At 69.1% G+C, this 26,319-nt stretch carries 24 protein-coding genes; 11 read left to right on the forward strand and 13 right to left on the reverse strand.

Annotation, left to right across the window (positions count from 1 at the left end; all coding sequences use genetic code 11):
• Window positions 1–297: 297 nt before the first annotated feature.
• The 4 genes from BKN51_RS06490 to BKN51_RS06505 form a co-directional block, all read right to left on the reverse strand.
• Window positions 298–1,413 (reverse strand): serine hydrolase domain-containing protein, encoded by a 1,116-nt coding sequence (locus tag BKN51_RS06490; protein ID WP_101606748.1) that lies wholly within the window; start codon window positions 1,411–1,413, stop codon window positions 298–300.
• Window positions 1,414–1,491: 78 nt separating this feature from the next.
• A complete protein-coding gene (gene phoA, locus BKN51_RS06495) occupies window positions 1,492–2,877 on the reverse strand; it encodes an alkaline phosphatase (protein ID WP_101606749.1) in 1,386 nt (461 codons plus the stop codon).
• A gap of 105 nt (window positions 2,878–2,982) precedes the next feature.
• Window positions 2,983–3,642: a response regulator transcription factor gene (locus BKN51_RS06500; protein WP_101606750.1), complete on the reverse strand. Its 660-nt coding sequence runs from the start codon at window positions 3,640–3,642 to the stop codon at window positions 2,983–2,985.
• Window positions 3,639–4,874: a sensor histidine kinase gene (locus BKN51_RS06505; RefSeq protein ID WP_101606751.1), complete on the reverse strand. Its 1,236-nt coding sequence runs from the start codon at window positions 4,872–4,874 to the stop codon at window positions 3,639–3,641. Before BKN51_RS06505 ends, BKN51_RS06500 begins: the two co-directional genes overlap by 4 nt.
• Window positions 4,875–5,020: 146 nt before the next feature.
• Between BKN51_RS06505 and rpe the strand changes: the two genes are divergently transcribed.
• The 5 genes from rpe to BKN51_RS06530 all read left to right on the forward strand — a co-directional run bounded on the left by rpe (window position 5,021) and on the right by BKN51_RS06530 (window position 8,717).
• A complete protein-coding gene (gene rpe / locus BKN51_RS06510; RefSeq protein WP_101606752.1) occupies window positions 5,021–5,689 on the forward strand; it encodes a ribulose-phosphate 3-epimerase in 669 nt (222 codons plus the stop codon).
• 112 nt (window positions 5,690–5,801) lie between these two features.
• Entirely contained in the window at window positions 5,802–6,425 is a 624-nt protein-coding gene (locus BKN51_RS06515; protein ID WP_101606753.1) for a riboflavin synthase, read from the forward strand.
• 53 nt (window positions 6,426–6,478) lie between these two features.
• Entirely contained in the window at window positions 6,479–7,753 is a 1,275-nt protein-coding gene (locus BKN51_RS06520) for a bifunctional 3,4-dihydroxy-2-butanone-4-phosphate synthase/GTP cyclohydrolase II (RefSeq protein WP_174720533.1), read from the forward strand.
• Window positions 7,750–8,256, forward strand: coding sequence for a 6,7-dimethyl-8-ribityllumazine synthase (gene ribH / locus BKN51_RS06525; RefSeq protein WP_101606755.1), 507 nt, complete (start codon window positions 7,750–7,752; stop codon window positions 8,254–8,256). Before BKN51_RS06520 ends, ribH begins: the two co-directional genes overlap by 4 nt.
• Window positions 8,257–8,273: 17 nt before the next feature.
• Window positions 8,274–8,717: a PH domain-containing protein gene (locus tag BKN51_RS06530; protein ID WP_101613078.1), complete on the forward strand. Its 444-nt coding sequence runs from the start codon at window positions 8,274–8,276 to the stop codon at window positions 8,715–8,717.
• An 89-nt stretch (window positions 8,718–8,806) separates the two neighbouring features.
• Here the strand turns inward: BKN51_RS06530 and BKN51_RS06535 are convergent, their stop codons facing one another.
• Complete coding sequence (locus BKN51_RS06535) at window positions 8,807–9,586, reverse strand: exodeoxyribonuclease III (RefSeq protein ID WP_101613079.1); 780 nt, start codon at window positions 9,584–9,586, stop codon at window positions 8,807–8,809.
• Window positions 9,587–9,680: 94 nt separating this feature from the next.
• Window positions 9,681–10,418 (reverse strand): S1 family peptidase, encoded by a 738-nt coding sequence (locus BKN51_RS06540; RefSeq protein ID WP_101606756.1) that lies wholly within the window; start codon window positions 10,416–10,418, stop codon window positions 9,681–9,683.
• A 249-nt stretch (window positions 10,419–10,667) separates the two neighbouring features.
• On the opposite strand from BKN51_RS06540, the gene uvrC reads away from it, so the two are divergent.
• Genes uvrC through whiA form a run of 4 tightly spaced genes read left to right on the forward strand, consistent with a single transcriptional unit; the run spans window position 10,668 to window position 15,496 of the window.
• Window positions 10,668–12,620, forward strand: a complete 1,953-nt coding sequence (gene uvrC, locus BKN51_RS06545) for an excinuclease ABC subunit UvrC (protein WP_101606757.1) — start codon at window positions 10,668–10,670, stop codon at window positions 12,618–12,620.
• Between the two features lie 50 nt (window positions 12,621–12,670).
• Window positions 12,671–13,528, forward strand: coding sequence for an RNase adapter RapZ (rapZ, locus tag BKN51_RS06550; RefSeq protein WP_101606758.1), 858 nt, complete (start codon window positions 12,671–12,673; stop codon window positions 13,526–13,528).
• The gene (locus BKN51_RS06555) at window positions 13,515–14,516 is read left to right on the forward strand and encodes a gluconeogenesis factor YvcK family protein (protein WP_101606759.1); all 1,002 of its coding nucleotides are present in this window, start codon (window positions 13,515–13,517) and stop codon (window positions 14,514–14,516) included. Before rapZ ends, BKN51_RS06555 begins: the two co-directional genes overlap by 14 nt.
• Window positions 14,507–15,496 carry a DNA-binding protein WhiA gene (gene whiA / locus BKN51_RS06560; protein ID WP_061980674.1) on the forward strand — a complete coding sequence of 330 codons (990 nt, stop codon included), beginning with the start codon at window positions 14,507–14,509 and terminating at the stop codon, window positions 15,494–15,496. The genes BKN51_RS06555 and whiA overlap by 10 nt, the downstream gene beginning before the upstream one ends.
• 75 nt (window positions 15,497–15,571) lie before the next feature.
• On the opposite strand, the gene BKN51_RS06565 is transcribed toward whiA, so the two are convergent.
• On the reverse strand, window positions 15,572–18,499 hold the full coding sequence (locus BKN51_RS06565; protein WP_233224111.1) for an FHA domain-containing protein: 2,928 nt from the start codon (window positions 18,497–18,499) through the stop codon (window positions 15,572–15,574).
• A gap of 58 nt (window positions 18,500–18,557) precedes the next feature.
• Between BKN51_RS06565 and BKN51_RS06570 the strand changes: the two genes are divergently transcribed.
• Window positions 18,558–19,466 carry a hypothetical protein gene (locus tag BKN51_RS06570; protein ID WP_101606761.1) on the forward strand — a complete coding sequence of 303 codons (909 nt, stop codon included), beginning with the start codon at window positions 18,558–18,560 and terminating at the stop codon, window positions 19,464–19,466.
• Here the strand turns inward: BKN51_RS06570 and BKN51_RS06575 are convergent.
• Window positions 19,463–20,332, reverse strand: coding sequence for a sterol desaturase family protein (locus BKN51_RS06575; protein WP_101606762.1), 870 nt, complete (start codon window positions 20,330–20,332; stop codon window positions 19,463–19,465). The genes BKN51_RS06570 and BKN51_RS06575 overlap by 4 nt on opposite strands.
• A 90-nt stretch (window positions 20,333–20,422) precedes the next feature.
• Here BKN51_RS06575 and BKN51_RS06580 point away from each other — a divergent pair, with 90 nt between their 5' ends.
• Window positions 20,423–21,034 (forward strand): TetR/AcrR family transcriptional regulator, encoded by a 612-nt coding sequence (locus tag BKN51_RS06580; protein WP_233224110.1) that lies wholly within the window; start codon window positions 20,423–20,425, stop codon window positions 21,032–21,034.
• Here the strand turns inward: BKN51_RS06580 and BKN51_RS06585 are convergent.
• The 5 genes from BKN51_RS06585 to BKN51_RS06605 all read right to left on the reverse strand — a co-directional run bounded on the left by BKN51_RS06585 (window position 21,009) and on the right by BKN51_RS06605 (window position 26,204).
• Complete coding sequence (locus BKN51_RS06585) at window positions 21,009–21,518, reverse strand: NUDIX domain-containing protein (RefSeq protein ID WP_101606764.1); 510 nt, start codon at window positions 21,516–21,518, stop codon at window positions 21,009–21,011. The two genes, BKN51_RS06580 and BKN51_RS06585, sit on opposite strands and share 26 nt — an antisense overlap.
• Before the next feature lie 87 nt (window positions 21,519–21,605).
• Entirely contained in the window at window positions 21,606–22,208 is a 603-nt protein-coding gene (locus BKN51_RS06590) for an RICIN domain-containing protein (protein ID WP_168214281.1), read from the reverse strand.
• A 213-nt stretch (window positions 22,209–22,421) separates the two neighbouring features.
• Window positions 22,422–24,926 (reverse strand): PQQ-dependent sugar dehydrogenase, encoded by a 2,505-nt coding sequence (locus tag BKN51_RS06595; protein WP_174720534.1) that lies wholly within the window; start codon window positions 24,924–24,926, stop codon window positions 22,422–22,424.
• 342 nt (window positions 24,927–25,268) lie between these two features.
• Window positions 25,269–25,706: a PPOX class F420-dependent oxidoreductase gene (locus BKN51_RS06600; RefSeq protein ID WP_101606766.1), complete on the reverse strand. Its 438-nt coding sequence runs from the start codon at window positions 25,704–25,706 to the stop codon at window positions 25,269–25,271.
• Between the two features lie 99 nt (window positions 25,707–25,805).
• Window positions 25,806–26,204: a hypothetical protein gene (locus tag BKN51_RS06605; protein ID WP_101606767.1), complete on the reverse strand. Its 399-nt coding sequence runs from the start codon at window positions 26,202–26,204 to the stop codon at window positions 25,806–25,808.
• Between the last annotated feature and the right edge of the window lie 115 nt (window positions 26,205–26,319).

A 26,319-nucleotide genomic window follows, 5' to 3' on the forward strand; every position in this document is an offset into this window, starting at 1 on the left:
TCTAATCGGGGAGAAGTGGCACCGACCGTGTGGATTCTGGTGCGTTGGATGACCGGAAATCCACACACCCCTCCCTCAGCGACACCTCGCGCTCGCCCACATGACGTACGAGGTGACCACTGGCGGCCTTGAGACCGGCGCGCTGTTCAAGGACTTGCCGCCCGACAGGGCACGTTGCGAAAGCCACTTTCGCAACCTTCAACGTTGTGAAAGTGGCTTTCGCAACACCTGTCTTGAGGTTGGAAGCCAAAGGGCGGCATCTTACGGCTCACGACCGCTTGGGAAGGTCCGCTTCTCTTAGCGAGCGCAGAACGCCGTGTCCAGCGCCTTGACGAGATGCGCGGACGCCCCGTCCGGCAGCGGGTCCATGTTGGCGACGACGTTCACTCGCTTCCCGTGCGGAACCGCCCCCGAGATGTTCGCGAAGCCGCGGAGATTCCCGCCGTGGCCCCAGAAAGTACCGCCACAGGACAGCGGGACCGACGCGATCCCGAGTCCGTACGCGGCGCCGGGGATGCCCAGGTTCGCGGGAACGGTCCGCTGCAGCTCCGCCTGCTGTGCCCGGGGCAGAAGACGGCCGTCGGTGAGCGCGCCATAGAAACGGTTCAGGTCTTCACCGGTCGAAATGATCCCACCGGAAGCCCCGGCGAGCGACGGGTCCATTTCGGTGTAGTCGACGAGACCGGGCGCGTAGCCCCTGGCGTGCGGTGACGGCAGGCGCTCGTCGCCCCGCGGCGGCAGATAGGTGTCGCGCAGGCCGAGCGGCTTGGCGATCCTGCTCCGGATCTCCGCGGAAACCGAACGGCCGCTGAGCTTTTCGATGAGCATCCCGGCGATGACGTAGTTCGTGTTGGAGTACGCCCACTTCGTGCCGGGGTCGAAGTCCGGCGGATGCGCGAGGCCGACCGCCAGCAGTTCTCCGGGCTCGGCGCCGCGATGACGCCATTCGTCGACGTCGAGGTCGCGCACGTAGTTGTAGAGCCCGCTGGTGTGCTGGAGCAGCTGCCGGACGGTGATCTTGGTGCCGTCGTTGCCGTTCCCGCGCACGAGACCGGGCAGATACCGGTCGATCGGCGTGTCCAGCCGGACCTTTCCTTCGGCCACCAGTTGCAGCATCACGACGGCGACGAACGTCTTGGTGACACTGGCCGCCCGGAACTTCGCGTCGCGGGGGAACGGTGTCCGGGTTTCGACGTTCCCGACGCCTTCGCGCTCCGACCACGTCCGCCCGGACGCGCTCGTCACCGTCGCCTGCGCGCCCGGGACCCCGTCTTGCACCAGCGTCTTCAGTGCCTTGTCGACTTCGTCGTGCGGTCCTGTCACGGCGAGCGCCGGTGCGGCGGTGGTGGTGGCCAGCAGTGCGATCAGCGAGCCGATGGCGACGATCTTCTTACCTGGCAAGGTTTTCCGCATGATTCAAAGTTAAGGAGGCCGCGATCTGGCGGCCATGGGGCAGGCCCCCACCCCTCAACGGGGGCCTGCCCCACCTCGTCAGCGGAGGCGCAGAGCGCGCTTCAGGGTGCCGAAGAGGTCGGTCTGGTTGGTCAGGCCGACGATGTTCGCCGCCTGCGGTCCGTAGCCCGCGACGCGGATCTGCGTGCCGGTGTGGTCCTGCGACGAACCCGGCATCCCGGTGCCGTAGTTGATCGTCATGTTCGCGCCCTCGTTGGTGACGAGGGTGGCGGTCTGGCCGGGGCTGACCGTGCCGTTGCCGATGATCTGGCTGGTGTGGCCGTGGTCGCCGGTGACGATCACCAGGGTGTCGGGGTTGCTGCGGGCGTAGGCGAGCCCGGCCGCGACGGCCTGGTCGAAGTCGATCGTCTCACCGATCTGGCCGCACGGGTCGGCGGCGTGGTCCTGCTTGTCGATGCTCGCGCCCTCGACCTGGAGGAAGAAACCCTTGTCCTTGCGGCGGTCGTCGAGCAGCGAGATCGCCTTGCGGGTCTGGTCGGCCAGCTTCGGCTGCGTCTTGGGCAGCGCCGGGTTCGGGGTGCAGCGGGTCGGCGGGGTGCCGCCCTGCTTGGCGGCCGGGCCGGTCCAGTTGACCGGCAGGTTGCCGGAGGCGAACAGGCCGAGCAGCGGCTTGCCGGGCTTGGCCGCGGCGAGGTCGGCCGCGGTGTTCACCACCTGGTAGCCCGACGACTTCGCCTGGTCCAGCACGGTCTTGCCGGCGAACTTCCCGGCCTTCACCTGCTGGTCGAAGTACTTCGCGCCGCCGCCGAGCAGGACGTCCGGCTTGGTCTGGACCAGCTGCTCGGCGATGGACCCGGCGCCGCCGTTCTCCTTGGCGTTGGCCGCGCACTTCTTGCTGGTCTCGTCGGGACCCTTGCAGTCGCGGTTGACGACGTGCGCGCCGAGCACCGCGGGGGTGGCGTCCTGGACCTCGGCCGTGGTGACGTCGCCGGTGCGCAGCCCCGAACGCTTGGCGATCTCGAGGATCGACGGGACCGCGTTGCCGTACGGGTCCACGGAAATCGCGCCGTTGTAGGTCTTCACGCCGGTGGCCCACCCGGTGCCGGAGGCGGCCGAGTCGGTCACGTAGTCGGGCTTCGACGGGTTGTTCTTCTCGACCGCGTACGTCGTGTAGTCACCGGTGAGCGGCAGTTCGTCCATCGCGAGCCGCCCGGCCGCGCCGCGTTCGTAGTTGCGCGCCGAGGTGATCTCGGACTGGCCCATGCCGTCGCCGATGAACAGGATGACGTTGCGGGCGCTGCCGCCCTTGATCGCGGCACGCACGTCCTGGGTGCGGTCACCCTGCGCGGCCGCGAGGCGGGCGTCGTCGCCGGCGGCGAGCGCGGCGGGCGCCAGCGCGATCAGCGTGACGCCGAGCGCCCCGCCCGCGAGCCATTTGCGCCGTCCGGTGAACAGCGAAGCCATCGAAAATCTCCTTGGGATTACTGGATCAGGGCAGTCCCATTAGTCACCGCGCATGTGTGCGGCCGGGGATTTCCGGGTGAACGCGGGAAGAACAGCGGCCGTCCGCTAGCGCAGGCTGTGACCCGGTGCGACGATGCCTGTCTCGTAAGCGAACACGACCGCCTGGCTGCGGTTGGCGGCGCCCAGTTTGCCGAAGATGTTGCCCACGTGGGTTTTGACGGTTTCGAGGCTGATGACCAGATCGGCCGCTATGTCCACATTGGACATCCCGGTGGCGATGAGGCGCAGCACCTCGGTCTCCCGTTTCGTCAGCGAAGACGGACGGGGCGCGAGGCCCGACGCCGCCGGGCGCGCGGTGACCAGCCGCCGGATCGCGTCGGGGAACAGCAGCGTCTCCCCGGCGGCGATGGTCCGGATGGCGTGCGCGAACTCCTCCTTGCGCGCCCGCTTCAGCAGGAACCCGCTCGCGCCCGCCAGCAGCGCGTCGTAGATGTAGTCGTCGTTGTCGAACGTGGTGATCACGAGGACCTTCGGCGGTTCGGGTACTTCGGCCAGCACCCGCCGGGTCGCCTCGATCCCGTCGACGCCGGGCATGCGGACGTCCATCAGGATCACCTCGGGATGTGTCCGCCGCACCAGGTCGACCACCTCGCCGCCGTCGCCCGCCTCGCCGACCACGGTCAGATCGGGCTGGTTGTCCAGCAGCGAGCGCAATCCGGCGCGCAGCAACGGTTCGTCGTCGATGATCAGGACCCGCAGTGTCATGAGCGCGACCGTAGCGGGATCGTGGTGACCAGGCGCCACAGCGGTTCCCCGTCGATGGCGGGCCCCGCGACGAGTTCGCCGCGCAGCGCCTCGACGCGTTCGGTGAGCCCCGGCAGCCCGTTGCCGCCGCGGCCGGACACGACCGCCTGCTCCATGAGCGGGTTCACGATCTCGATCCGCAGCGCGTCGGCGAGGACCGCGACCCGCACGGTCACCGGGCCGGGGTGGGCGTGGCGCAACGCGTTCGTCAGTCCTTCTTGGACGATCCGGTACGCCTCCCGCGAAAGCGTCGCGGGCAGTTCGGCGGCGGGGCCGGTCAGCTCGTAGTCGATCACCGCTCCGCCGGATCGAGCCCGCTCGGCCAGTGTCGCGGCCTCGATGAGGCGTCGTTCGGGTTCGCGGGACGACCGGTCGTCGCGCAGCAGGCCGAGCACGTGGTCGAGGTCTTCGAGCGCGGCCCGTGACGACTCCTCGATGGTGCCCAAGGCCTTGCGCACCAGCTGCGGTTCGGAATCGACCAGTTCGGCGGCCGCGGCGGCCTGGATGGTCGACGTCGTCAGCGTGTGGCCGATGGAGTCGTGCAGCTCGCGGGCCAGCCGGTTGCGCTGCTCGAAGTGGTTCGCCCGGACCTCGGCCGCGGCGACGCGCTCGGCGGCCGACGGTCCCAGCAGCGCGACCGCGCTGTACTGGAAGAGCTTGGTGAAACCGGCGAGGACGTACGCGATCACCACGAGCGTGAAGAGCGCGATCGGCAGCGTCCACGCTCCGGCGACGCCGGGCTCGATCGTCACCTGCTCGCCGAAGATCGCGATGGGACTGCCGCCGCCTCCCGCCCACACCAGGGCCAGGACGACACCCAGGAACAGGAAGCAACCGAGGCCGAACAGCACCCAGCCGAGCACGGTGTGCACGAGCAGCCAGCCCGCCGAGCGCCAGCGCTCCGCCCAGGCGACCTTCGTGTTCGGCAGGGGCGAGGCGATCCGGGTGCCCAGCATCTGGTTGGAGAACCAGATGCCGACCCGCCGCATCGGTCCCGGCAGCCCGGCGAGCGCGACCAGCAGGCCCATCGCGAGCATGCCGTAGACCATCTTCGCCGTCGTGTCGCCCGGGGTGAGGATGGCGGGGACGATCGCGATCGGGAACGGGATCGCCGTGATCGCCATGCCGAGGAGCCCGAACGGCACGCTCCGGTAGCTGCCGATCCGCACCAGGGGTTTCAAGGGGTTGACCATGACGGGAACGCTATTCGGCGCCGCGTGCGCGCACCTCCCACTGCGGTGCCATTTCACGTCATCCTCAAGTCCTCCGACGGCGGTCACAGCCGGTTAGCGGGCGTTAGCGGCGTCCTCCTACACTCGGGCGCGTGGCTCACCGACCTTTGATCGCACCCAGCATCCTCTCCGCGGACTTCGCCCGGCTCGGCGACGAGATCCGCGCCGTCGCGGGGGAGGGGGACACCCGCGCGGACTGGGTCCACGTCGACGTCATGGACGCGCACTTCGTGCCGAACCTGACCCTCGGCCTGCCCGTCGTGCAGTCGCTGATCAAGGCCACCGACGTCCCGATCGACTGCCACCTGATGATCGAGAACCCCGACAAGTGGGCCATCGGGTACGCCGAGGCGGGCGCCTACAACGTCACCGTGCACGTCGAGGCCGCGCACGACCCGATCGCGCTCGCGAAGAACCTCCGCGCCGCCGGGGCGAAGGCCGGCCTGTCGATCAAGCCGAACACCCCCATCGAAGACCACCTCGACACCCTCAAGCACTACGACACGCTGCTGGTGATGTCGGTCGAGCCCGGCTTCGGCGGGCAGTCGTTCATCGAGAGCGTCCTGGACAAGGTGCGCACCGCGCGGCGCCTGGTCGACACCGGTCACCTCAAGCTCGTCGTCGAGATCGACGGCGGGATCAACGCCGACACGATCGAGCAGGCCGCCGAGGCCGGTGTGGACTGCTTCGTCGCCGGTTCCGCCGTCTACGGCGCCGAAGACCCTGGTAAGGCTGTCGCGGCGCTGCGCGAGCAGGCGGCCCGCGTCCGCGGCTGATCCCGCCTCTTGATCCGCCATCGGGTCAGGAGAAGGAATCGGCCCGAGTGGGTGTTGGATGGGGGGAGCACCGTTTCCAGCGACGGTGCGACGCAGGAGGAGGGCAGCAGGAGTGTTCACCGGCATTGTCGAGGAGCTCGGCGAGGTCACCGCGGTCGAGCAGGTCCCGAACGCCGCGCGGCTGACCGTACGGGGGCCGCTGGTGACCAGCGACGCCGGTCACGGCGACTCCATCGCGGTGAGTGGCGTGTGCCTCACCGTGGTCGCGGTGGCGGGCGGTGAGTTTACCGTCGATGTCGTGCACGAGACCCTGCAGCGCTCCAGCCTCGCGAAGGTGAACGTCGGCGACGTCGTCAACCTGGAACGCGCGACGCCGGCGGGCGGCAGGCTCGGCGGGCACATCATGCAGGGCCATGTGGACGGAACCGGCGTCTTCCTCAAGCGGGACGAGCAGGGACTCACCTCGTTCGCCCTGCCGGGCAGACTGGCCAGGTACGTGGTCGAGAAGGGGTCGATCGCGGTCGACGGCATCTCCCTCACGGTCGCCGCGGTGACCGACGAGGAGTTCTCCGTCGCCCTGATCCCGACCACGCTCGAACTGACCACCCTCGGCCGGAATCAGCCGGGTGACCTGGTGAATCTCGAGGTCGACGTGGTCGCCAAGTACGTCGAAAAGCTGGCCATGCCGCACCTGCGCACGCAGGGGGACAATGGCGGTACGGAGGAGCGGGCGTGAGCGAGACGAGTGCGATTCCGGGGTCGGCTGATCTGACCCCCTGTGGAGGCGGGGTGGCCGTGAACGCCGATGCCATCGAGGCGGCGATCGCCGACATCAAGGCGGGCCGTCCGGTCGTCGTGGTGGACGACGAGGACCGCGAGAACGAAGGCGACCTGATCTTCGCCGCGGAGAAGGCCACGCCGGAGCTGATGGCCTTCATGGTGCGCTACACCTCGGGGTACGTCTGCGTGGCGCTGACCGAGGCCGAGGCGGACAGGCTCGACCTACCGCCGATGTACCACACGAACCAGGACCAGCGCGGCACCGCGTACAGCGTCACGGTCGACGCCGCCGAGGGCATCACCACCGGCATCTCCGCGGCCGACCGCTCGCACACCGTCCGCCTGCTCGCCGACCCGGCGTCCACGGCGTCGGACTTCCGGCGTCCCGGTCACGTGGTCCCGCTGCGCGCCAAGCAGGGCGGCGTCCTGCGGCGGCCCGGGCACACCGAAGCCTCCGTCGACCTGGCCCGCCTCGCCGGGCTTTCGCCGTCCGGCGTGCTCTGCGAGATCGTGTCGCAGAAGGACGAGGGCGACATGGCCCGCCGCGACGAACTCGAGGTCTTCGCCGCGGACCACGACCTCAAGATGATCACCATCGCCGACCTGATCGCGTACCGGCGGCGCACCGAGAAGCAGGTCGAGCGGGTCGCCGAGGCGCGGATCCCGCTGGCGGCGGGCACGTTCCGCGCGGTCGGGTACGACAGCCTGCTCGACGGCATCGAGCACATCGCGTTCGTCTACGGCGAGATCGCCGACGGCGAGGACATCCTGGTCCGCGTGCACTCCGAATGCCTCACCGGCGACGTCTTCGGCTCGCTGCGCTGCGACTGCGGCCCGCAGCTGGAGGCGGCTTTGGAGGCCGTCGCCAAGGAAGGCCGCGGCGTCGTGCTCTACATCCGCGGTCACGAGGGCCGCGGCATCGGGCTGCTGCACAAACTGCAGGCCTACCAGCTGCAGGACGCCGGCGCGGACACCGTCGACGCGAACCTGCAGCTCGGCGTCCCCGCCGACGCGCGTGACTACGGCACCGGCGCGCAGATCCTGTGCGACCTCGGCGTCCGCTCGATGCGACTGCTGACGAACAACCCGGCCAAGCGCGTCGGGCTCGAGGGGTACGGCCTGCGGGTCAGCGGCCGGGTGTCGCTGCCGATCTCGCCGAACCCGGAGAACCTGCGCTACCTCAAGACCAAGCGGGACCGGATGGGGCACGACCTGTCCCAGCTGGAGCACTACGACCAGGTCGGCGCCGAGGTCGACCAGGGCAACGGAGGTGGCACGCGGTGAGCGGCGAAGGCCGTCCGGACGTCGAACTCGACCTGTCCGACTGTAAGAACATCCGGCTCGGTATCGTGGCCACGCGCTGGCACACGAAGATCACGAGTGCCCTGCTGGACCGCGCCCTCGAGGCGGCCAAGGCGGCCGACCTGGAGGAAGAGCCGACCGTCGTCCGCGTCGCGGGCGCCGTAGAACTTCCCGTCGCCGCGCAGGCACTCGCCCGCACCCACGACGCCGTCGTCGCGCTGGGCGTGGTCGTCCGGGGCGGGACGCCGCATTTCGAGTACGTCTGCGACGCGGTCACCGCGGGCCTGACCAGGGTGGCGCTCGACGAGAGCACCCCGGTCGGCAACGGCGTGCTCACCTGCGACACCGAACAGCAGGCCCTCGACCGGTCCGGCCTGCCCGGCTCCGTCGAGGACAAGGGCTACGAAGCGACCGTCGCCGCGCTGGACGCCGCGCACGCCCTGCGGAACCTGCGCCAGCCGTGGACCGAGCGGGGCTTCGTGTGAGCGTCGAGGCGGATGTGATGACAGAGTCCGAGGTCGTGGTGGTGCGGCCCCGCCGCGCCATGGTGATGTGCTCGGTGCTGGCGGTGATCCTGCTGGCGACGTTCGTGGTCGTCGCGGTCCTGCTGCGCGGCTCGGACACCGGCGTGATCTTCCAGCCGTCCGACCAGGCGGCGATGATCGGCATCGGTGTCCTGCTCGCTCTGGGCACGATGCTGTTCGCGACCGCGCGCGTGAAGGCCGACGCCGACGGCATCGAGGTCCGGAACGTGCTGATGACCAAGAAGTTCGCGTGGAGCGAAGTGCTTTCGGTGAGCTTCCCCGACGGCGCTTCGTGGGCGCGGCTGGAACTTCCGGACGACGAGTACTACTCGGTCATGGCCGTGCAGGCGGTGGACCGGGACCGCGCGGTGGCCGCGGTGCGGGCGCTGCGGCGGCTGCACAAGGCGGCGTGGAACGGCTGACGCCTTTCCCACCTTCTCCGGCGCGCTATGAAAGGCCCGTTACTTGCAAATTTTGCAAGTAACGGGCCTTTCATAGCGTTCGGGACCTTTCAAAGCGCGAAATCCACCACGACCGGCGCGTGATCCGAGGGACCCTTCCCCTTCCGCGCGTCACGGTCCACATAGGAATCCGTCACCCCGCCCGCGACCCGGCCGTCGGCGTACACGAGGTCGATCCGCATTCCCTTGTTGTTCGGGAAGTTCCCGGCCCGGTAGTCCCAGTAGGTGAACGGGTGGTCGTACTTCAGCGGCCGCGGGAACACGTCGGACAACCCGAGGTCCCGCAGCGCCGCGAGCGCCTTCCGCTCCGGTTCGGTCACGTGCGTCGATTCGGCGAACACGCCGATGTCCCAGACGTCCGCGTCGGCGGGCGCGATGTTGAAGTCGCCGAGCACCGCGAACGGCAGCCCGCGCGACTGCTCCTCGCGCACCGTCGCCTCCAGCGCCGAGAGCCAGGCGAGTTTGTAGTCGTAGTGCGGGTTCTCGAGGTCGCGCCCGTTGGGCACGTACACCGACCACAGCCGCACCCCGCCGCAGGTGGCGCCGATGGCGCGCGCGTCGGTCTTGTCCTCGAAGGTGGGCTCGCCGGTCAGCCCGCGTGTGACGTCCTCCAGCCCGACGCGGGACACGATGGCGACGCCGTTCCAGCGTCCGATGCCGTACGCGGCCGTCTCGTAGCCCGCCTCCCGCACGGCGTCGAACGGGAAGGCGTCCGTGCCGCTCTTGAGTTCCTGCAGGCACAGGACGTCCGGTTGTACCGAGCCGAGCCACTCCAGCACCCTCGGCAGCCGGGGCCCGATCGAGTTCACGTTCCAGGTCGCGATCCGCATGCCCGCGAGCGTCCCACACACCACCGACACGTCTACGCGAAAGGGCCCCTCCGAGACGGGTCGCGTCTCGGAGGGGCCCCACCGGGGTGTGAGGTCAGACCCCGGCGGTCGTGCGGATCCAGGAGCGGGCCGAAGCGACGCTGCCGTAGTTGTTGGTGCCGCGGGTGTTCGAGCCGCTCTGGTTCTGCACGGTCGAAGCGACGCCGACCTGGACACCGTTGGAGACCTGGGGGCCGCCCGAGTCGCCCTTCCACGCCGAACCGTTGATGCCGACGCTCTGGATGGCCGGGCCGCCGTAGGCGTCGGACGAGCTGCCGCTGACGCGGACGTTGGCCACCTTCAGCGCCGAGGCGGGCGGGCCGGTCGGGGTCTCACGGCCCCAGCCGTACAGCTGGTTGGTCGACCCGACCGACGGGTTCGAGCTGGCCAGGGTGATCGGCGTGACACCGGCGTCCGAGGCCAGGTGAAGCAGCGAGATGTCGGAACCCGCGGGCGAGGACACCTTGCGGTCGACGGCGATCACGCGGCCGCCCTGCAGGGCGTTGCTGCCGACGCGGACACGCATGCCGCTGCCGTCGGAGTCGAGGCAGTGCTTGGCGGTCAGCACCCAGCGCTGGGCGATGACACTGCCGGAGCAGTTGAACCCGTCCCACTGACGGCCCGGGGTGTTGACGTAGACCTGGGCGCCCCAGCTCACGGTGGGGGCGGTGCCGCCGCCCACGATGTTGGGCTGGACACCGGTGGGGGTGCCCGCGGAGGCGACCGCGCCCGCGGTCATGGTGAGGGCTGCGGCGGCGAGGGTGGCGGCGCCCAGCGTACGAAGACGGCTCACGGTGCAGGAGTCCTTTCGAGCGTCATCTGACGAAGAACCGAGTGAAGTGGAACTGGGACGGAAAGTAATCACCCTGTTCACCCGCTAGGAACCAACGAACGTCGGTTCCGGCCGAATACCCGACTTAGGTCGGTATGGGTGGCGAAAGACTTACCGGATCGTGGGAACGGCCACTCGAAGGGTTGACCGGAGCCGGTCTAAGGGCGGGGGCCCGTAAGACTGTCGGTGCTGCCCCATAGGCTTGACGATGTGGCTGACCCGACCACCTACCGTCCCTCGCCGGGGAGCATCCCGGACGCCCCTGGCGTGTACAAATTTCGTGACGCCACGAAGAGGGTCATCTACGTCGGCAAGGCGAAAAGCCTCCGCAGCAGGCTGAACTCCTATTTCGCCGACATCACGGGCTTGCACCCGCGCACGCGCCAGATGGTGACGACGGCGGCGAGCGTCGAGTGGACCGTGGTCGGCACCGAGGTCGAGGCGCTCCAGCTCGAGTACAACTGGATCAAGGAGTTCGACCCGCGGTTCAACGTCCGTTATCGCGACGACAAGAGCTATCCGATGCTCGCCGTCACGATGAACGAGGAGTACCCGCGCCTGCACGTCTATCGCGGCGCGCGCAAGAAGGGCGTGCGGTACTTCGGGCCGTACGCGCACGCCTGGGCCATCCGCGAAACGCTCGACCTGCTGCTCCGCGTCTTCCCGGCGCGCACCTGCTCGGCCGGGGTCTTCAAACGGCACGGCCAGATCGGCAGGCCCTGCCTGCTCGGCTACATCGGCAAATGTTCCGCGCCCTGCGTCGGCAAGGTCTCCGCCGACGAGCACCGCGGCATCGTCGAGGACTTCTGCGACTTCCTCGCCGGCCGCACCGACGCGCTGATCCGCCGCCTGGAACAGGAAATGGCGGCCGCGTCCGAGGAACTCGAGTTCGAGCGCGCCGCCCGGCTGCGCGACGACCTCGGCGCGCTCCGGCGGGCGATGGAGAAGCAGGCGGTGGTGCTCGGCGACGGCACGGACGCCGACGTCGTCGCCTTCGCCCACGACGAACTCGAAGCCGCGGTCCAGGTCTTCCACGTGCGCGGGGGCCGGGTCCGCGGCCAGCGCGGCTGGGTGATCGACAAGGCCGAGGAAATGGACGTCAAGGACCTCGTCGACCACTTCCTCACGCAGTTCTACGGCGAAGAGGCCGAACGCGCGGACGACCCCGAACTCGGATCGCCGGTGCCGCGCGAGGTGCTCGTCCCCGAACTGCCCGCCGACGCGGAAGCGCTCGGCGAGTGGCTTTCCGGGCTGCGCGGTTCGCGGGTGAGCCTGAGGGTGCCGCAGCGCGGCGACAAACGCGCGCTCGCGGAGACGGTGACGCGCAACGCCGGCGAGGCCTTCACCCAGCACAAACTGCGCCGCGCCGGTGACCTCACCGCGCGGTCGGCCGCGCTCGCGGAACTGCAGGACTACCTGGCGCTGGAAACCGCGCCGCTGCGCATCGAATGCGTCGACATCAGCCATATCCAGGGCAGTGACGTGGTCGCGTCGCTCGTGGTGTTCGAGGACGGCATCCCGCGCAAGTCCGAGTACCGGCGCTTCGCCCTGCGCGAAGCAGCGGAGGAAGGCGACGTCGCGTCGATCGCTGAGGTCGTCCGCCGCCGTTTTTCCCGTTATCTCAAGGAAAACGCCGAAGCGGTCGACCCGGATCGTCCGGGCATCGACCCGGAGACCGGTAAGCCGCGCAAGTTCGCCTACGCGCCGAACCTGCTCGTCGTCGACGGCGCGGGCCCGCAGGCCACCGCGGCCGCGGACGTCCTCTCCGAACTGGGCGTCACCGATGTCGCCGTGGTCGGCCTGGCGAAGCGGCTGGAAGAAGTGTGGCTGCCGGGCGATCCCGATCCGGTGATCCTGCCGCGCACCTCGGACGCGCTGTATCTGCTGCAACGGCTGCGCGACGAGGCGCACCGATTCGCCATTCGTTACCACCGGGAGAAGCGGTCCAAGCGGATGCAGGTGTCCGCATTGGACGGTGTGCCGGGACTGGGGCAAGCTCGTCGTACCGCGCTGATCAAGCATTTCGGCTCGGTGAAGAAACTCCGCGAAGCAAGACTCGAGGAGATCGAGGCGGTGCCCGGCTTCGGCAGGCGCACCGCCGAAGCGGTCGTCGCGGCGCTGGCAGGGGAGCCGGTGCAGACGGCGGGGGAGTCCAGTACGTGATCGGGGAAAGGACCATCGTGAGTGCGCAAGAAGAAGGCCGCGGTTCCGGAATGGAGGTCGCGGTCGTCTCAGGACTGTCCGGAGCAGGCCGCAGTACCGCCGCGAAATGCCTGGAGGACCTGGGCTGGTTCGTGGTGGACAACCTGCCGCCCGAGCTGATCGCCACCATGGTCGAGCTCGGCGCGCAGGCGCGGGGCGCGATCACCAAGGTCGCCGTGGTGATGGACGTGCGCTCGCGCGCGTTCACCGACGACCTGGCGTCGGTCATCAAGGATCTCGACGCCCGCGGGTACAAGCCGCGCGTGCTGTTCCTGCAGGCCACCGACGCGGTGCTGGTGCGCCGGTTCGAGGCCGTCCGCCGCGGGCACCCGATGCAGGGTGACGGCAGGCTCGCCGACGGCATCACCGCCGAGCGCACGCTGCTGGAGCCGCTGCGCGAAGAGGCCGACCTCGTGCTCGACACGTCGTCGCTTTCGGTGCACGACCTGCGCGCCAAGATCGAGGACGCCTTCGGGTCCGAGGCCAGCACGCAGACTCGCGTCACCGTGCTGTCCTTCGGCTACAAGTACGGCCTGCCGATGGACGCGGACCTGGTGATGGACGTCCGGTTCCTGCCGAACCCGTTCTGGATCCCGGAACTGCGCGACCACACCGGTCTCGAAGGCGAAGTCCGCAACTACGTGCTCAGCCAGGAAGGCGCGGACGAGTTCCTCGACCGCTACCACCAGCTGCTGCGCCTGATCGGCGCGGGCTACAAGCGCGAGGGCAAGCGCTACCTGACGCTGGCCGTCGGCTGCACCGGCGGAAAGCACCGCAGTGTCGCCATTTCCGAGGAACTCGCCCAGCGTCTGTCCAATGAGGACGGTATGGCCGTGAAGGTGGTGCACCGCGACCTTGGCCGCGAGTGAGCCGCGAGCGGTCGCACTGGGTGGCGGGCACGGCCTGCACGCCACCCTCACCGCGTTGCGCCGGGTGACCTCGCAGGTCACCGCCGTGGTCACCGTCGCGGACGACGGGGGCTCGTCGGGCAGACTGCGCCGGGAACTGGGGCTGCTGCCGCCGGGTGACCTGCGGCAGGCCTTCGCCGCGTTCGCCGCCGAAGATGGCGGAACCCTGTGGGCGGAGGTGTTCCAGCACCGCTTCGGCGGTGACGGCGCGCTCGCCGGGCACGCGGTCGGGAACCTGTTGCTGGCCGGATTGTTCGAGGTGCTCGGCGATCCGGTCGCCGCGCTCGACGAGGCGAGCAGGCTCATGGGCATCTCCGGCCGCGTTCTGCCGATGTCACCCGAACCGCTGGAAATCCAAGGCGAGGTTTCGGGTCTCGACGTCGAGAACCCCGAGGCGCTCCGGAGGATCCGCGGTCAGGTGGCGGTGGCGACCACGCCCGGTCAGGTGCACCGGATCAGCCTGCACCCGGCCGGACAGGCCGACCGGCCGCCGCGCGGATGCCCGGAGGCGATCGAAGCCGTGCTCGGCGCGGACGTGGTCTTCCTCGGCCCGGGGTCGTGGTTCACCAGTGTGCTGCCGCATCTGCTGGTGCCGGATCTGCACGACGCGCTGCTCCGGACGGATGCCACGAAGGTGGTCATCCTCAATCTGATCCCCCAACCGGGGGAGACGGCGGGATTCTCTCCGGAGAAGCATTTGGACGTACTCTTCGAACACGCCCCGCGATTGCGGGTGGACGCGGTCATCGCGGATCGGGACTCGGTGCCCTCACCAGCCCGGTTGCGGGACGCGGCCGGGAAACTCGGCGCGCGGGCGTTGCTGGGGGCGGTGGCTGACCCGGTCGTGACGGGGCGGCATGATCCTGATGCGCTCGCGAGCTGTATGCGGGACGCTCTCGGTCTCACCGGGGGAGGAGCTGAAGGTATGGAGGGGCAGCGATGGCGATGACCGCCGCCGTGAAGGACGAGCTGAGCCGGCTTGAGATCACCAAGATCGGCCCGCGCCGCGCGGAGGTCGCGTCGATGCTGCGATTCGCGGGCGGGCTGCACATCGTGGCCGGCCGCGTCGTGGTGGAGGCCGAACTCGACACCGGATCGGTGGCGAGGCGGCTGCGCAAGGAGATCCACGAACTGTACGGACACCAGTCCGACGTCCACGTCATCTCTTCCAGCGGGTTGCGCAAGGGCACGCGGTACGTCGTCCGGGTGGTCAAGGACGGTGAGGGCCTCGCCCGGCAAACCGGCCTGATCGACCAGCGCGGCCGTCCGGTGCGCGGACTGCCCGCCGCCGTCGTGTCCGGTGGCGTCGCCGACGCGGAGGCCGCCTGGCGTGGCGCGTTCCTGGCGCACGGTTCGCTCACCGAACCCGGCCGCTCGTCGTCACTCGAAGTCACCTGCCCCGGCCCCGAGGCCGCGCTGGCGCTCGTCGGCGCCGCCCGGCGGATGGGCATCCAGGCCAAGTCGCGCGAGGTCCGCGGCGCGGACCGCGTCGTCGTGCGCGACGGCGACGCCATCGGTGCCCTGCTGACCCGCCTCGGCGCCCACACGAGCGTGCTCGCGTGGGAAGAGCGGCGGATGCGCCGCGAGGTGCGCGCCACCGCGAACCGGCTCGCCAACTTCGACGACGCCAACCTGCGGCGCTCGGCCCGCGCGGCCGTCGCGGCGGCGGCCAGGGTCGAGCGGGCGCTGGACATCCTCGGCGAGTCCGCCCCGGATCACCTGCTCGCCGCGGGCAAACTGCGGCTGTCGAACCGGCAGGCGTCGCTCGAAGAGCTGGGCCAGCTGTCCGACCCGCAGATGACCAAGGACGCCGTCGCCGGCCGCATACGCCGCCTGCTGGCGATGGCCGACAAGAAGGCGAAGGAACAGGGCATCCCGGACACCGAATCCGCCGTGACCCCGGACATGCTGGAAGAAGACGAAGCCTGACCCACCCTCGCATTTAGTCCTCTAGTTGCGATAGATGCGTGTGCATCGACCGCAACTAGAGGACTAAATGCGGGCTCAAGGCTCTCGTGGGCGCCAGTGAGCGAGCTGTTCCCGGATTTTCTCCGTCGCCGGATGCCGTTCGCCCCGGACCTCGAGTGAGTCGTCGAGGAGCAACGCCCACTCCGAGAGCGCTTCGGTGATCTGACCGGCTTTGGCGCGAACCAGCGCCTGGCCGAATCGGAGGTCGAGGACGTCGGGATGCCGGTCGCCCAGCCGTTCCCGCGCTTCGGCCAGCAGCTGTCCGTACTCCAGCACCGCTTCAGGCGCGTCCTCGGTCAGTGCGCTCCAGAAGGCGATGTTGTGCCGGACGTGCATCACGATCACGTCATCGCCCAACGCGTTCTTCGCCCGTGGCAACAGTTCCCGGCTCAAGCGCAGAGCTTCCGCGCCATCGCCGGTCTTGCCGGTCGCCACGGCGAGGAGATGCCCGGCATGGATCGTCTCCCGGTGACTCGGGCCCAGCGCGCCTGTCGCGTCCTGGACCAAGGTCTCGAAAGTGGTGCGCGAATCCTCCGGGCGGCCTAGCTCGCCCAGCAGATGACCGACGTTGTTGCGGAGGCTCAGTACGTCTTCGTCGCCCGCGCCCATCGCTTCGACGGCGACGGGCAACAGGTCCTCGAACCGCGCGAGCGCCCCTGTCAGGTCACCCGCCTTGCCCGTCCAGGTCGCGTGCCGTGCCTTGCACCGCAAGGTGATCCGGTGCGTCTCCCCGAGTTCCCGTTCCGCCCGCCGAGCCCACGCCGCCCAGCTCTCCCGGTTCTCCACCGGGATCCCGGACACCCGCCGCTCCAGCGAGGTGAGCGCGTCCTCGTGCAGCCCGGCGAGCCACAGGAACTCGGCTTCGTTGGTGGCCGCATACGCCTGTTCCAACGTCGGCTCCTCGTCCCCGGCCGCCGGTTCCACGTCCGCGGTCGCGCCCGCCAGCCGGGCATGCAGACGGGGCGTCACGTCGGGCAGGGGACCGGTCCACAGGACGGTCTCGGCCGGCAGACCGGCCTGCGTGCGGCGGACCTCGGTGCCGAGACCGGCGAGGACGTCGCGGACGTGCACCGCCCTGGCCGGGCCGCCGCTCTCGGCGCTCGCCTTGGTCAGGATCGAGATCGGGATCGGGCCGCGGTCGGCCGCGAGGCACAGCAGGTCCAGCAGGACCGCCCGCTCCGGCCTGGGTGCGGGCAGCGAGCCGGTGTCCTCATCGGCCTCCGGCCACTGCTCCTCCTGGCCGACGCTGATGAAGGTGACCGTCGAGTCGCCGAGCCGGACCACGTCGCGGTGCGCCAGCTCGGCGTTCAGGACCCGCCGCTTGTTGACGAACGTGCCGTTGGCGGAATCGAGGTCGGTCAGCCACGCGGTCGTGCCGTCCCAGCGGATCTCGCAGTGCATCCGGGAAACGCGCGAGTCGCCGAGGTGCAGCGTGGCGCGACGGCTGCGGCCGAGTGTCGTGAACCCGTAGGAGAGTTCGTGGTGGACGGGAGCCTTGCCGGGGACGTCGGCGATCAGCGTCGCGGGGGTGAGTCTCGGCGAAGTCGGCGAGTCGCCTCCCCGCTGGGCGGGGATCTCGCGTGCCGGTCTCGGTTCGGGCCGGTCCGGCGGCCGGATCACCGGATGCGGGGCGGGCAAGGGGATCAGGCGGACCACGGTCGCGGCCGGAAGGTCCTCCGGGGTCCGCGTCGCCACCACCGTCTTGACCCACGGCAACTCCGGATCGGTGGACAGGCTCCGCAGGAGGCCGGTCAGGCGCGAGGCGACGTCGGGGTCGAGATCGTCCAGGCCGTCCACCGCGATCCGCACCGGGCTGGCGGTCCACTGTGGAGTGATCGTCTTCAGCGGGCCGAGGATCGCCAGATCGAAAGCGCTTGCGCCGCTTCGCGTGTTGTCGTCGAGGCCGTTCAGGAATTTCTCACGGGACTCGGCGAACCACGGGACCGTGTGCTCGAGCTGGCGGGCCAGTTCCCGCGCGATCCGTTCCGCGGTCTGCCCGCGGGCGGCGAACAGGACGGCGTGCAGGAAGTCCGGCGGCACATAGGATCCGGCCACGGACGGCCGGGCGAGCGCGGCCAGCATGGCCGACTTCCCCGCACCGGCGCCCCCGGCGATCGTGACCAGGCGGGCTCCGGTGAGCAGATGCCCGACGGTCTCCCCGAGTTTCGGATTCTGCCGGTAGTCCGCGGTCAGCCGTTCGATGTCGGGAGCCGCGGGATTGCCCGCCAGCGGCGAACGGCGCCACGCGGGGGAGGAGTTGAGCGCGAGCCACAGTCCCTGATCGGCGCCGATCACCTCGCGGGTGCCGTCGAATCCGAGGTGGACGGCGGTCTGCGCCGGGCACAGGCCGGTGATGACCCGCTTGAGATCCGCGCAGCGGACGTGCTCGCCGAAACTCGTGTGCCCCGAGCGCAGCACGGTGACCAGCGAGCGGCTGAAGCAGCCGTTGGCCGCCACGCGATCGTCGGACGCGGTGAGCAGGTCGAACCGCCTGCCCGCTTCGCCGACGATCCGCAGCCATCGCCTGCCCGCCTGGATCGCGCCGATGCCCGCGTGACACGTGTCGAGGAGGATGACCAGGCCGTCGAGCGTGGAGTAGCGGCCGAGCAGTTCCTTGATCCGCTGGGCGAACAGGAACGACTTCCGGCTGTCCACCGGCAGGCTGGTTTCCTTGGTGAGGAAGTAGAAGTCGTCGTCGGCGTATTCGCCGTGCCCGACGAGCGACAGGAAAAGCGTCGCCTCGTCCTCCGACGCGCGTTCGAACGCCTCGACCAGTGCGTCGTCGAGTTCGACCATCGTCGGGTCGACGAGCAGGCCGCGGCCGTCCGCGAGCGCGGGGACACAACCGCCGATCCCGGGATCCCGCAACGCCGCCGAGACCTCGCGTCCGACGTCGGGGAGGAACGAAAGAAGGTTCAGCGAATCGCATTGCGACGCGACGACCAACGATCTCCGCTCTCCCACGGAGATCACCTTGTCGCATCGGCGGTGCACCGGCAAGCACTTCGGCGATACTGGTCGCATGGCTCGGATCGTTCTGGTGCACGGCATCGCCCAGGAACAGAAGTCCGCGGACACCCTCGAGGCGGAATGGCTGCCGAGTCTCGCGGGCGGTGTCCGGCTCGCCGGCGACCCCGCGCTGGCCGACACCCTGTGGCGCGACGCCCGGCCCGGTGAGGCGCGGATGGCCTTCTACGGCGACCTTTTCCTCCGCGACGGTCAGCAGGGCAGCGATGACGAACTGACCGCCGAAGAGTGGTGGCTCGCCGAGGCCCTGGCGGGGGAATGGCTGCGGAATGCGGCGTTTTCGGCGTCCAGAGAGACGGATCGGGACAGGGCGAAGGCCGAACTGGCGCGACTGGGCGGAACCTCCGAGGAGTACCAAGGTGTGCGTGCGGCGGCGCGGCCGGTGCTGAACGCGCTGGTCCGGCTGCGGCCGTTCGCGAAGCTCGGGGTGGCGTTCGCCGAACGTGTCGTGGTGAAGGCGCTCAGGCAGGTGACGCTGTATCTCACCGACGAGACGATCCGGAAACGCGTGCAGGAACGGGTCGCCGAGCACCTCGGCCCGGAGACCGAGGCGATCATCGGGCATTCGCTCGGTTCCGTCGTCGCGTACGAGGCCGCCCATCTGCACGGCCGCCCGCTGCCGTTGCTGCTCACCCTGGGCTCGCCGCTCGGGCTGCGCACGGTGGTCTACGAGCGGACCCGCCCGCAGCCGCCGTCCGTCCCGCCCGGCGTCGCGCGCTGGGTGAACCTGGCCGACCGGGACGACCTCGTCGCCGCGCGTCCGGACCTCACGCCGCTGTTCCCTGGCGCCGACGGTGTCCTGGACAGCGGATACACCGTCGACAACGGGGCGAAACCGCACGAGGCGGCGTTCTATCTGGCGAAACGCCGGACCGGCGAAGTCCTTTCCGCGGCGCTGGCCTAGACGCTCACCGCCCTGGCCTCAGCGGGCTGCCAGCCCGGAGGGCCGAACACGTAGCCGAGTTTGTCCCGCCACGATCCGGCCGCGCGGACGTCACGCAGGATCGAGCCGTACTCGTGGAAGCCGACCTTGAGCAGGTTGTGGGACTCGACGTTCTTGGTCAGCCCGTAGGTCGGCCGCCTGCCCTCGGGGACGAAGCTGCCGAACATCCGGTCCCAGATGATCAGGATGCCGCCGTAGTTCGCGTCCAGGTATTCCTGGTCGCTGCCGTGGTGCACACGATGGTGTGAAGGAGTGTTGAACACGTATTCGAACCAGCGCGGCAGCTTCCGGATCTTCTCGGTGTGCACGAAGAACTGGTAGACGAGGTCGATCGACAGGCCGGTGAGGATCATCCACGGCGGGATGCCGGCGAGGGCCAGGATCGACCAGAACGGCAGCTGGAAGTACGGGGTCCACTTCTGCCGCAGCGCCGTCGAGAAGTTGTAGTGCTCACTCGAATGGTGCACCTGGTGGCCCGCCCACATGATCCGGACGCGGTGGCTCGCCCGGTGGTAGGCGTAGAAGACGATCTCCTGGCCCAGCAGCATCAAGACCCAGGTCCACCAGTCGTGCGGGCTGAACTTCACCGGCGCCAGTTCGTAGAGCGCGGCGAACACGAACAGCATCGCGATGCGGAAGACGCCGTTGATCACGACCGCCACCGCGCCCATGGACATGCTGGTCCGGGTGTCCTTGACGCTGTAGCCGATGACGTTGTCGTCGTGGCCCAGCACATGCAGCGCGAGGATCTCGATCGCGACGAACAGCAGGAACACCGGTGTCGCCATCAGCACCGGGTCACTCAGATGGGCCAGAAAATCCGCCACCGCACCGCACCCTCTTCCAGTCTCGCCGTCGAGATCTGACCTTCAGGTAACTTACCCTAGGGTCATTTACCTCAGGGTAAGATAACCGCCGTGACAGAAGCAAGGGCCGTCGGCACGAAGGGCATGCCCCGCGAAGAGCGGGAGACGCAGATCGTGCGCGCCGGTACGGAGGAGTTCGGCAAGAACGGGTACGCCGGGGCGTCGATGGTGGAGATCGCCCGCCGGGTCGGTGTCACGAAACCCTTGCTGTACCAGTACTTCGGCTCGAAGGACGGGCTGTATCTCGCCTGCCTGCACCGGGCTGGGGACAGGCTGACCGAAGGGGTCGCCGAGACGATGGCGGCGGAGGGGGAGCCACCGGAGCGGATGCCGCTCGCGGTGCTCTCGGCCATCTTCGAGACGTTCGACAACGACCGGTACGCGTGGAAGCTGCTCCGTGACCCGACGGTGCCGTCGACCGGGGAAATCGCCGGGGTCGCGGTCGGCTACCGCTACCGGCTCGACGGGTTCGCCCTGATCGGCGCGGCCCAGCTGATGCGCTCGCGCGGGCTGGACGACGAACGCGACATCGAGGCGATCGCCCAGGTGTGGACGGGGGTGGTCGATTCGCTGATCAGCTGGTGGATCGAGCAGCCGGATCAGGACGCCGCGGCGATGACCGAGCGGTGTTCGCGGATCATGCGGAATCTGTTCGGCTGGTGAGCGCCGAAACCGCGGCCTCGCAGTCGGTGAAGGCGAGCGGCGGGCGGTCGGTCAGCGGGAACCAGGCGTACTCGGAGTTCTCTTCCGACAAGACAATTTCCGCGTCCGGCGGGAGTTCGCAGGTGAAGGCGAGCCCGATGGTCCGCCATCCGGTGTCGCCGTAGACCGACGGGTACGACCCGGCGAACCGGAGGTTCACGAGTTCGCAGCCGATTTCTTCGAGTCCTTCGCGGACCAGGTTCTGTTCGGCGCTCTCGGCGCCGGAGAGGAAGCCGCCGACGGTGTCCCAGCTGCCCTTTTCGGGCTCGTGTTCCCGGCGCAGCAACAGGATCCGGTCGCCGTCGAGGATGAGGCCGACCGTGGTCGGCAGCGGGTTGTCGTACTTGGTGAAGCCGCAGGCGGGGCATTCAGCGCGGGTTTCCTGGCCGTGCCCGGCGAGCCGCGTCCGCTCGCCGCAGCGAGGGCAGAACGTCCAGTCCTTCACCGGCCGAAGCCTAGTGTCCCGCGACGCACGACACTAGCGGCCGGTGAAGGACCCGGACATCAGGAACTCACGGGTTCGGTGAACCGATCAGAACCACCACTGGTTCTTGGCACCCGCGACGTAGTCCCACAGCTGCACGACGCCGCCGTCACGGCCCGCCGTGCCGAGATCGGAGTCGAGGTAGCGGCCGCTGCGCACGTTCTGCAGGCGCAGGAAGCCCTCGGGGTTCTCGGTCACGGTGAACCACTGGTTCGAGCCGCCCGCCATGTAGTCCCAGAGCTGGATCTTGGTGCCGTTGCGGTTGATCGAGCCGAGGTCGGCGTCCAGGTAGCGTCCGTTGTGGACGTTCTGGAAGCGGTAGTGCCCCTCCGGGATCTGGGTGATGTACCACGCCTGGTTGGCCGGAATGGTGTTGTCCGGGTTGATGATGCAGGTCCAGAGCTGGATCTTGGTGCCGTTGCCGTTGATGGTGCCCAGATCCGCGTCCAGGCAGCGGCTCTCGTCGGAAGCCGGGCCGAGCAGGTACGCCTGCTGCTGCGCGCTGAAACCGGCACCGCGGACGTTCGCGGGACGCAGCGACAGCTGACCGAGATCGACGCGCTCGTCCGCCTGGGCGGCGGGCGCGCTGAACAGCGCCGAGAATCCGGCGAGGACGGTCATGGACACGAGGAATCGCTTCAGGTTACGCATTCTTCTCCCCAGTTCGCCGCAGGTGTCTCAACTGGGCCCCGACCAGGACAGCCTGCTTGACCATGATCCTGCCGGTCCGCTGACGCCGCGTCAACGAGGTTGTTTCCCACGAAAACGCCACCCCGCCGGGAAATCCCGGACGAGGTGGCGATTCCCTGCGTTGGTGGATACGGGCGGGGTGTCCGGCGCCGCTCCGGACACCCCGCCCGCGACTCAGGACGCGGCGTTGGAATTGCCGCGCAGTTTGACGTTGGCCGTCGAGGCGTTCTTGATCGCCGTCTCGATCTGCGCCATCGTCGAGGACGAGGTAAGGCCCGGCACCGTCGCCGTGTTCAGCGCGTAGAGCGTGAACGTGTAGGGATGGCTGGAGCCGCCGGGGCAGGGGCCGAAGTACTTCTGCGCGTTCGCCCCGCTGCCCATGGCCTTCTGCTTGGCGCCGTTCTGGTTCGGCACGGCGAAGCCCGAGCCCAGCCCTTCCGGGAGCGACGTGGCCGACGCCGGGACGTCCCAGATCGCCCAGTGCAGTTTGTTGCCGTTGCTGGCCACGTCGGCGAAGACGACGGCGTACCCCTTGGCGCCGGTGGTCCCGGCACCCCACGCCAGCGGCGGGGAGGTGTCCTGGCCCGCGGTGCCGTCGCCGGCGCAGGTGTACTTGGCCGGGATGGACGCGTTGTCGGCGAACGCGGAACTGGCCAGCTTGAACGCTCCCGGCTGCGAGGAACCGGGGAACTTCAACCGCACCACCACGTTGTCGATCCCGCTCGGCGTGCCGCCGTTCTTGTCCGCGTTGGTCGAGGTGACCCACAGGCCACCGTCCGGGGTCTTGGTGACCGAGCGGAGCCTGCCCCAGCGGCCGGAGAACAGCGACTGCACCGGGCCGACGCCGGTGCCCGCCGCGTTGATGTGGGTGGCGAAGAGCTGCTCGCTGGTGACGGCCGCGACGTAGACCCAGTCGTTGACGATCTCGATCCCGCTCGGCCCGCCGGAACTGGTCGGCCAGGTCTTCTTCGGCGCGACAGTGCCTCCGCAGGAGCCGTCGGTGCCTTCGCACTGGGGCCAGCCGAAGTTGCCGCCCTTCTGGATCAGGTTGAGCTCGTCCAGCTTGCCGTCGCCGAACTCCGAGGCCCACAGCTGGCCGCGGGAATCCCATGCGAGGCCCTGCGGGTTGCGGTGCCCGAAGCTCCAGACGTACCGGGCGTTGCCGCCGGTGGAGAAGAACGGGTTGTCGCCCGGCGCCGAACCGTCGGGGTTGACCCGCAGGATCTTCCCGTTGAGCGAACCCTTGTTCTGCGCGGTGTCCTTGTTCTGCCCGTCGCCCGCGGTGACGTAGAGCTTGCCGTCCGGGCCGAAGCGGATCCGTCCGCCGTTGTGGTAACGGTTCTTCGCGATCCCGGTGAGCACCGGCGTCGACGTCGAGGACAGCGTCCCGTTGTCGTAGGTCATCTTCACGATCCGGTTGTCGCCGGAAGCCGTGTGGTAGAGGTAGATCGCGTGATCGGTGGCGTAGTTCGGCGAGATCGCGATGCCGAGCAGCCCGCCCTCGCCGTTGGTGCCGACAGCGCCGGGAACCTTGCCCACCGTGGTCTTCTGGCCCGACGGGGTGATCCGCAGGATCTCGAACCGGTCCCGTTCGGTCGCCAGCGCCGTACCGTCCGGCAGGAAGTCGACGGACCAGGCGAGGTCGGCCTTCGTGATGTCCTTGTCGTACTCGGGAATCCCGCCGCCCGCGTTCCCGCTCGTCTTCGCGGTCAGCGCGTTACTCGCGCCGGAGGCGTTGCCGTCGAGGTCACGCGCCTTCACCGTGAACGTGTACGACGTGTTCGCCGTCAGCCCGGTGATCGTCGCTTCGAGCGAAGGTGTCGTCGCGACCTTCGTCGTGCCCTGATAGACGTCGTAGCCCGCGATCGTGCCGCTGTTGTCGCTGGAAGCGTTCCACGCCAAGGAGACACTGTTCGCGGTCACCGACGTCGAGCGCAGGTTGCCCGGCGCGGTGGGCGGTGTGGTGTCCCCGCTGGACGGTGTCGTGAACTGCACGACATTGCTTTGCTGCGAAGGGTTCCCGGCCGCGTCGAAGGCGCCGACCGAGATGTCGTAGGCCGTGTTCGGCTGCAGGTTGTCGACGGTCGTGGTGAGCGTGTTCCCGTCGACGGTCTTGAGGACGTTGCCGCCGCGCATGACGTCGTAGCGGACCACGCCGACGTTGTCGGTCGCGGCTTCCCAGGTGAAGGTGGCGCTGCGGGCCTTGACGTCCTTGGCGGCCAGGTTCTTCGGCGGGGTCGGCGCTTCCGCGTCGAGCACTCCGCTCGCGGTGAGCTTGTCCGCGTTGGGCCCGCCGTTGGCGGTCGTCGAGGTGGTGCGGATCTTGTTGGCCCCGGCGGCCAGCGTGACGTCCTTGGTGACGGTTTTCCAGGTGGTCCACGCGCCGGTGCCGGGGAAGGAAAGCGTTCCGGAGGAGGTGCCGTTGACACTCAGCGAGACCGGCCTGTCGACCGTGGTTCCGTTGGCGTAGCGGAAAGTCAGCGTCTGGGTTCCGGCCTGCGCGGCGTTCACCGTGTACTCGACATAGCTGCCGGCGACATTGTCGAAGTTCACGAACCCGGTGCCGGAATAGCCCGCGTGGTTCGCTTCGACGGCGCCTTGGGAGACGGTCGCGAGTTCGGATTCGTGCTCGGTCGGTGCCGCGCCGGCGGGCAGAGCCGGCAGGACGGCGAAGGTCATCGCCGTCGCGGCGGCACACGTGAGAAGCGCGCGCCACGGTGGTCGGGGTGCCACTGGAGCCTCCATGCGTGAAGTCGGGTCGGGAGGGTGCAACGGCGGACCGGGCGGGCCCGGTGGGGAGTGGGAGTTTTAGTTAGGAAACTTTCCTATCTATGGTTCAGATCACACACCAGCGGGTGCTTCGTGTCAATAGTCGACGAAGACACTCACGGAACGTGATGCCCGGCGTCGCGGTCAGCGGGACGGCGACACCCTTTGAACGCGTTTAGTCCTCTGGATGCGGTAGTTGCGTCACGCAAGTACCGCATCCAGAGGACTAAACGCGGAGAAGAGAAGGTGGCGTCAGCCGGCGATGTCCGCCCGCGCGATCACCTTCACGATTTTGGCCCGTACCAAGGACTCTTCGGGCACCGCGTTGCGCTTGCCGTAGGCCTCGGCCTGGTCCTCGCCCATGTACCGGCCACCGAGCCTGGTCGCCCATTCGAGCATCTCGTCGTAGTCGTGGTGCAAGACCGCCTCGGCGGTGAACTGCACATACGAGTACGGCGGCTTCTGATCGTCGACGGCGAGCGAGAGCCGCGGGTCGCGCCGCAGCGCCTTCCCCTTGAGGGTGTCCGTGCCGGTGGTGAAGATCAGTTCGTCCCCGTCGGGTCCCTCGTTCAGCAGGAACCACACGGGCGTCACGATCGGCGCCCCGTTGGCGCGGACCAGGCCGAGCATGCCCGTGCGGGTGCCCCGGCTCGCGAAGTCCCACCATTCGTCCCGGCTCATTTCACGCATGGATCAGACGCTACCGGGGCGCGCGGTGGCGAGCAGCCCCGGTCACCCGGGGGTGGACGCTGCCCGGACCCCCGGTCGCCGGGCAGCGTCCCGGCCCGGCTACCGGCAGCTGAGCCGGGTGATCTTGACGACCTCGTCGTCGTGGATGCGATGCCAGGTGCCCGACCCGTACGCCGCCCCGCCGTTGTAGTCCTCACCGCCCCACCGGTTGACGATGGTGCGCAGATGCGCGGTGCAGCCCACCGGGATCCGGACGCCGTCGATGTCGGTGCGCGCGCCGGTCCGGCCGCCCGCGCTCAGCGGCGTGGTGTCGGTGTAGATCTGGCCGGTGAAGTTCTTGGACACCGTGACGACGCGCGGGGTGTCGTTGAAGACCCCGCCGCACCAGTTCACGACCGGGGTGCAGTTGCCCTCTTCCGACGCCGAAGCCGGCGTCCATCCCACGCCCGAGATGAGCAAAGCGGCGGCCGCGGCCACCGGAACGAGTGAACGTTTCATGGTGAATTCCTCCCTGATCGGTTGTCCGACACCTCCACGACAGCAGCCGGAAAGGCCGTCTGAACAGGGAAAACGGTGTCGCGCCGTGTCCCGGTTTGTCCCGCGACACCGTGGC

The sequence above is a fragment of the Amycolatopsis sp. BJA-103 genome, from assembly GCF_002849735.1.
Taxonomy (GTDB): domain Bacteria; phylum Actinomycetota; class Actinomycetes; order Mycobacteriales; family Pseudonocardiaceae; genus Amycolatopsis.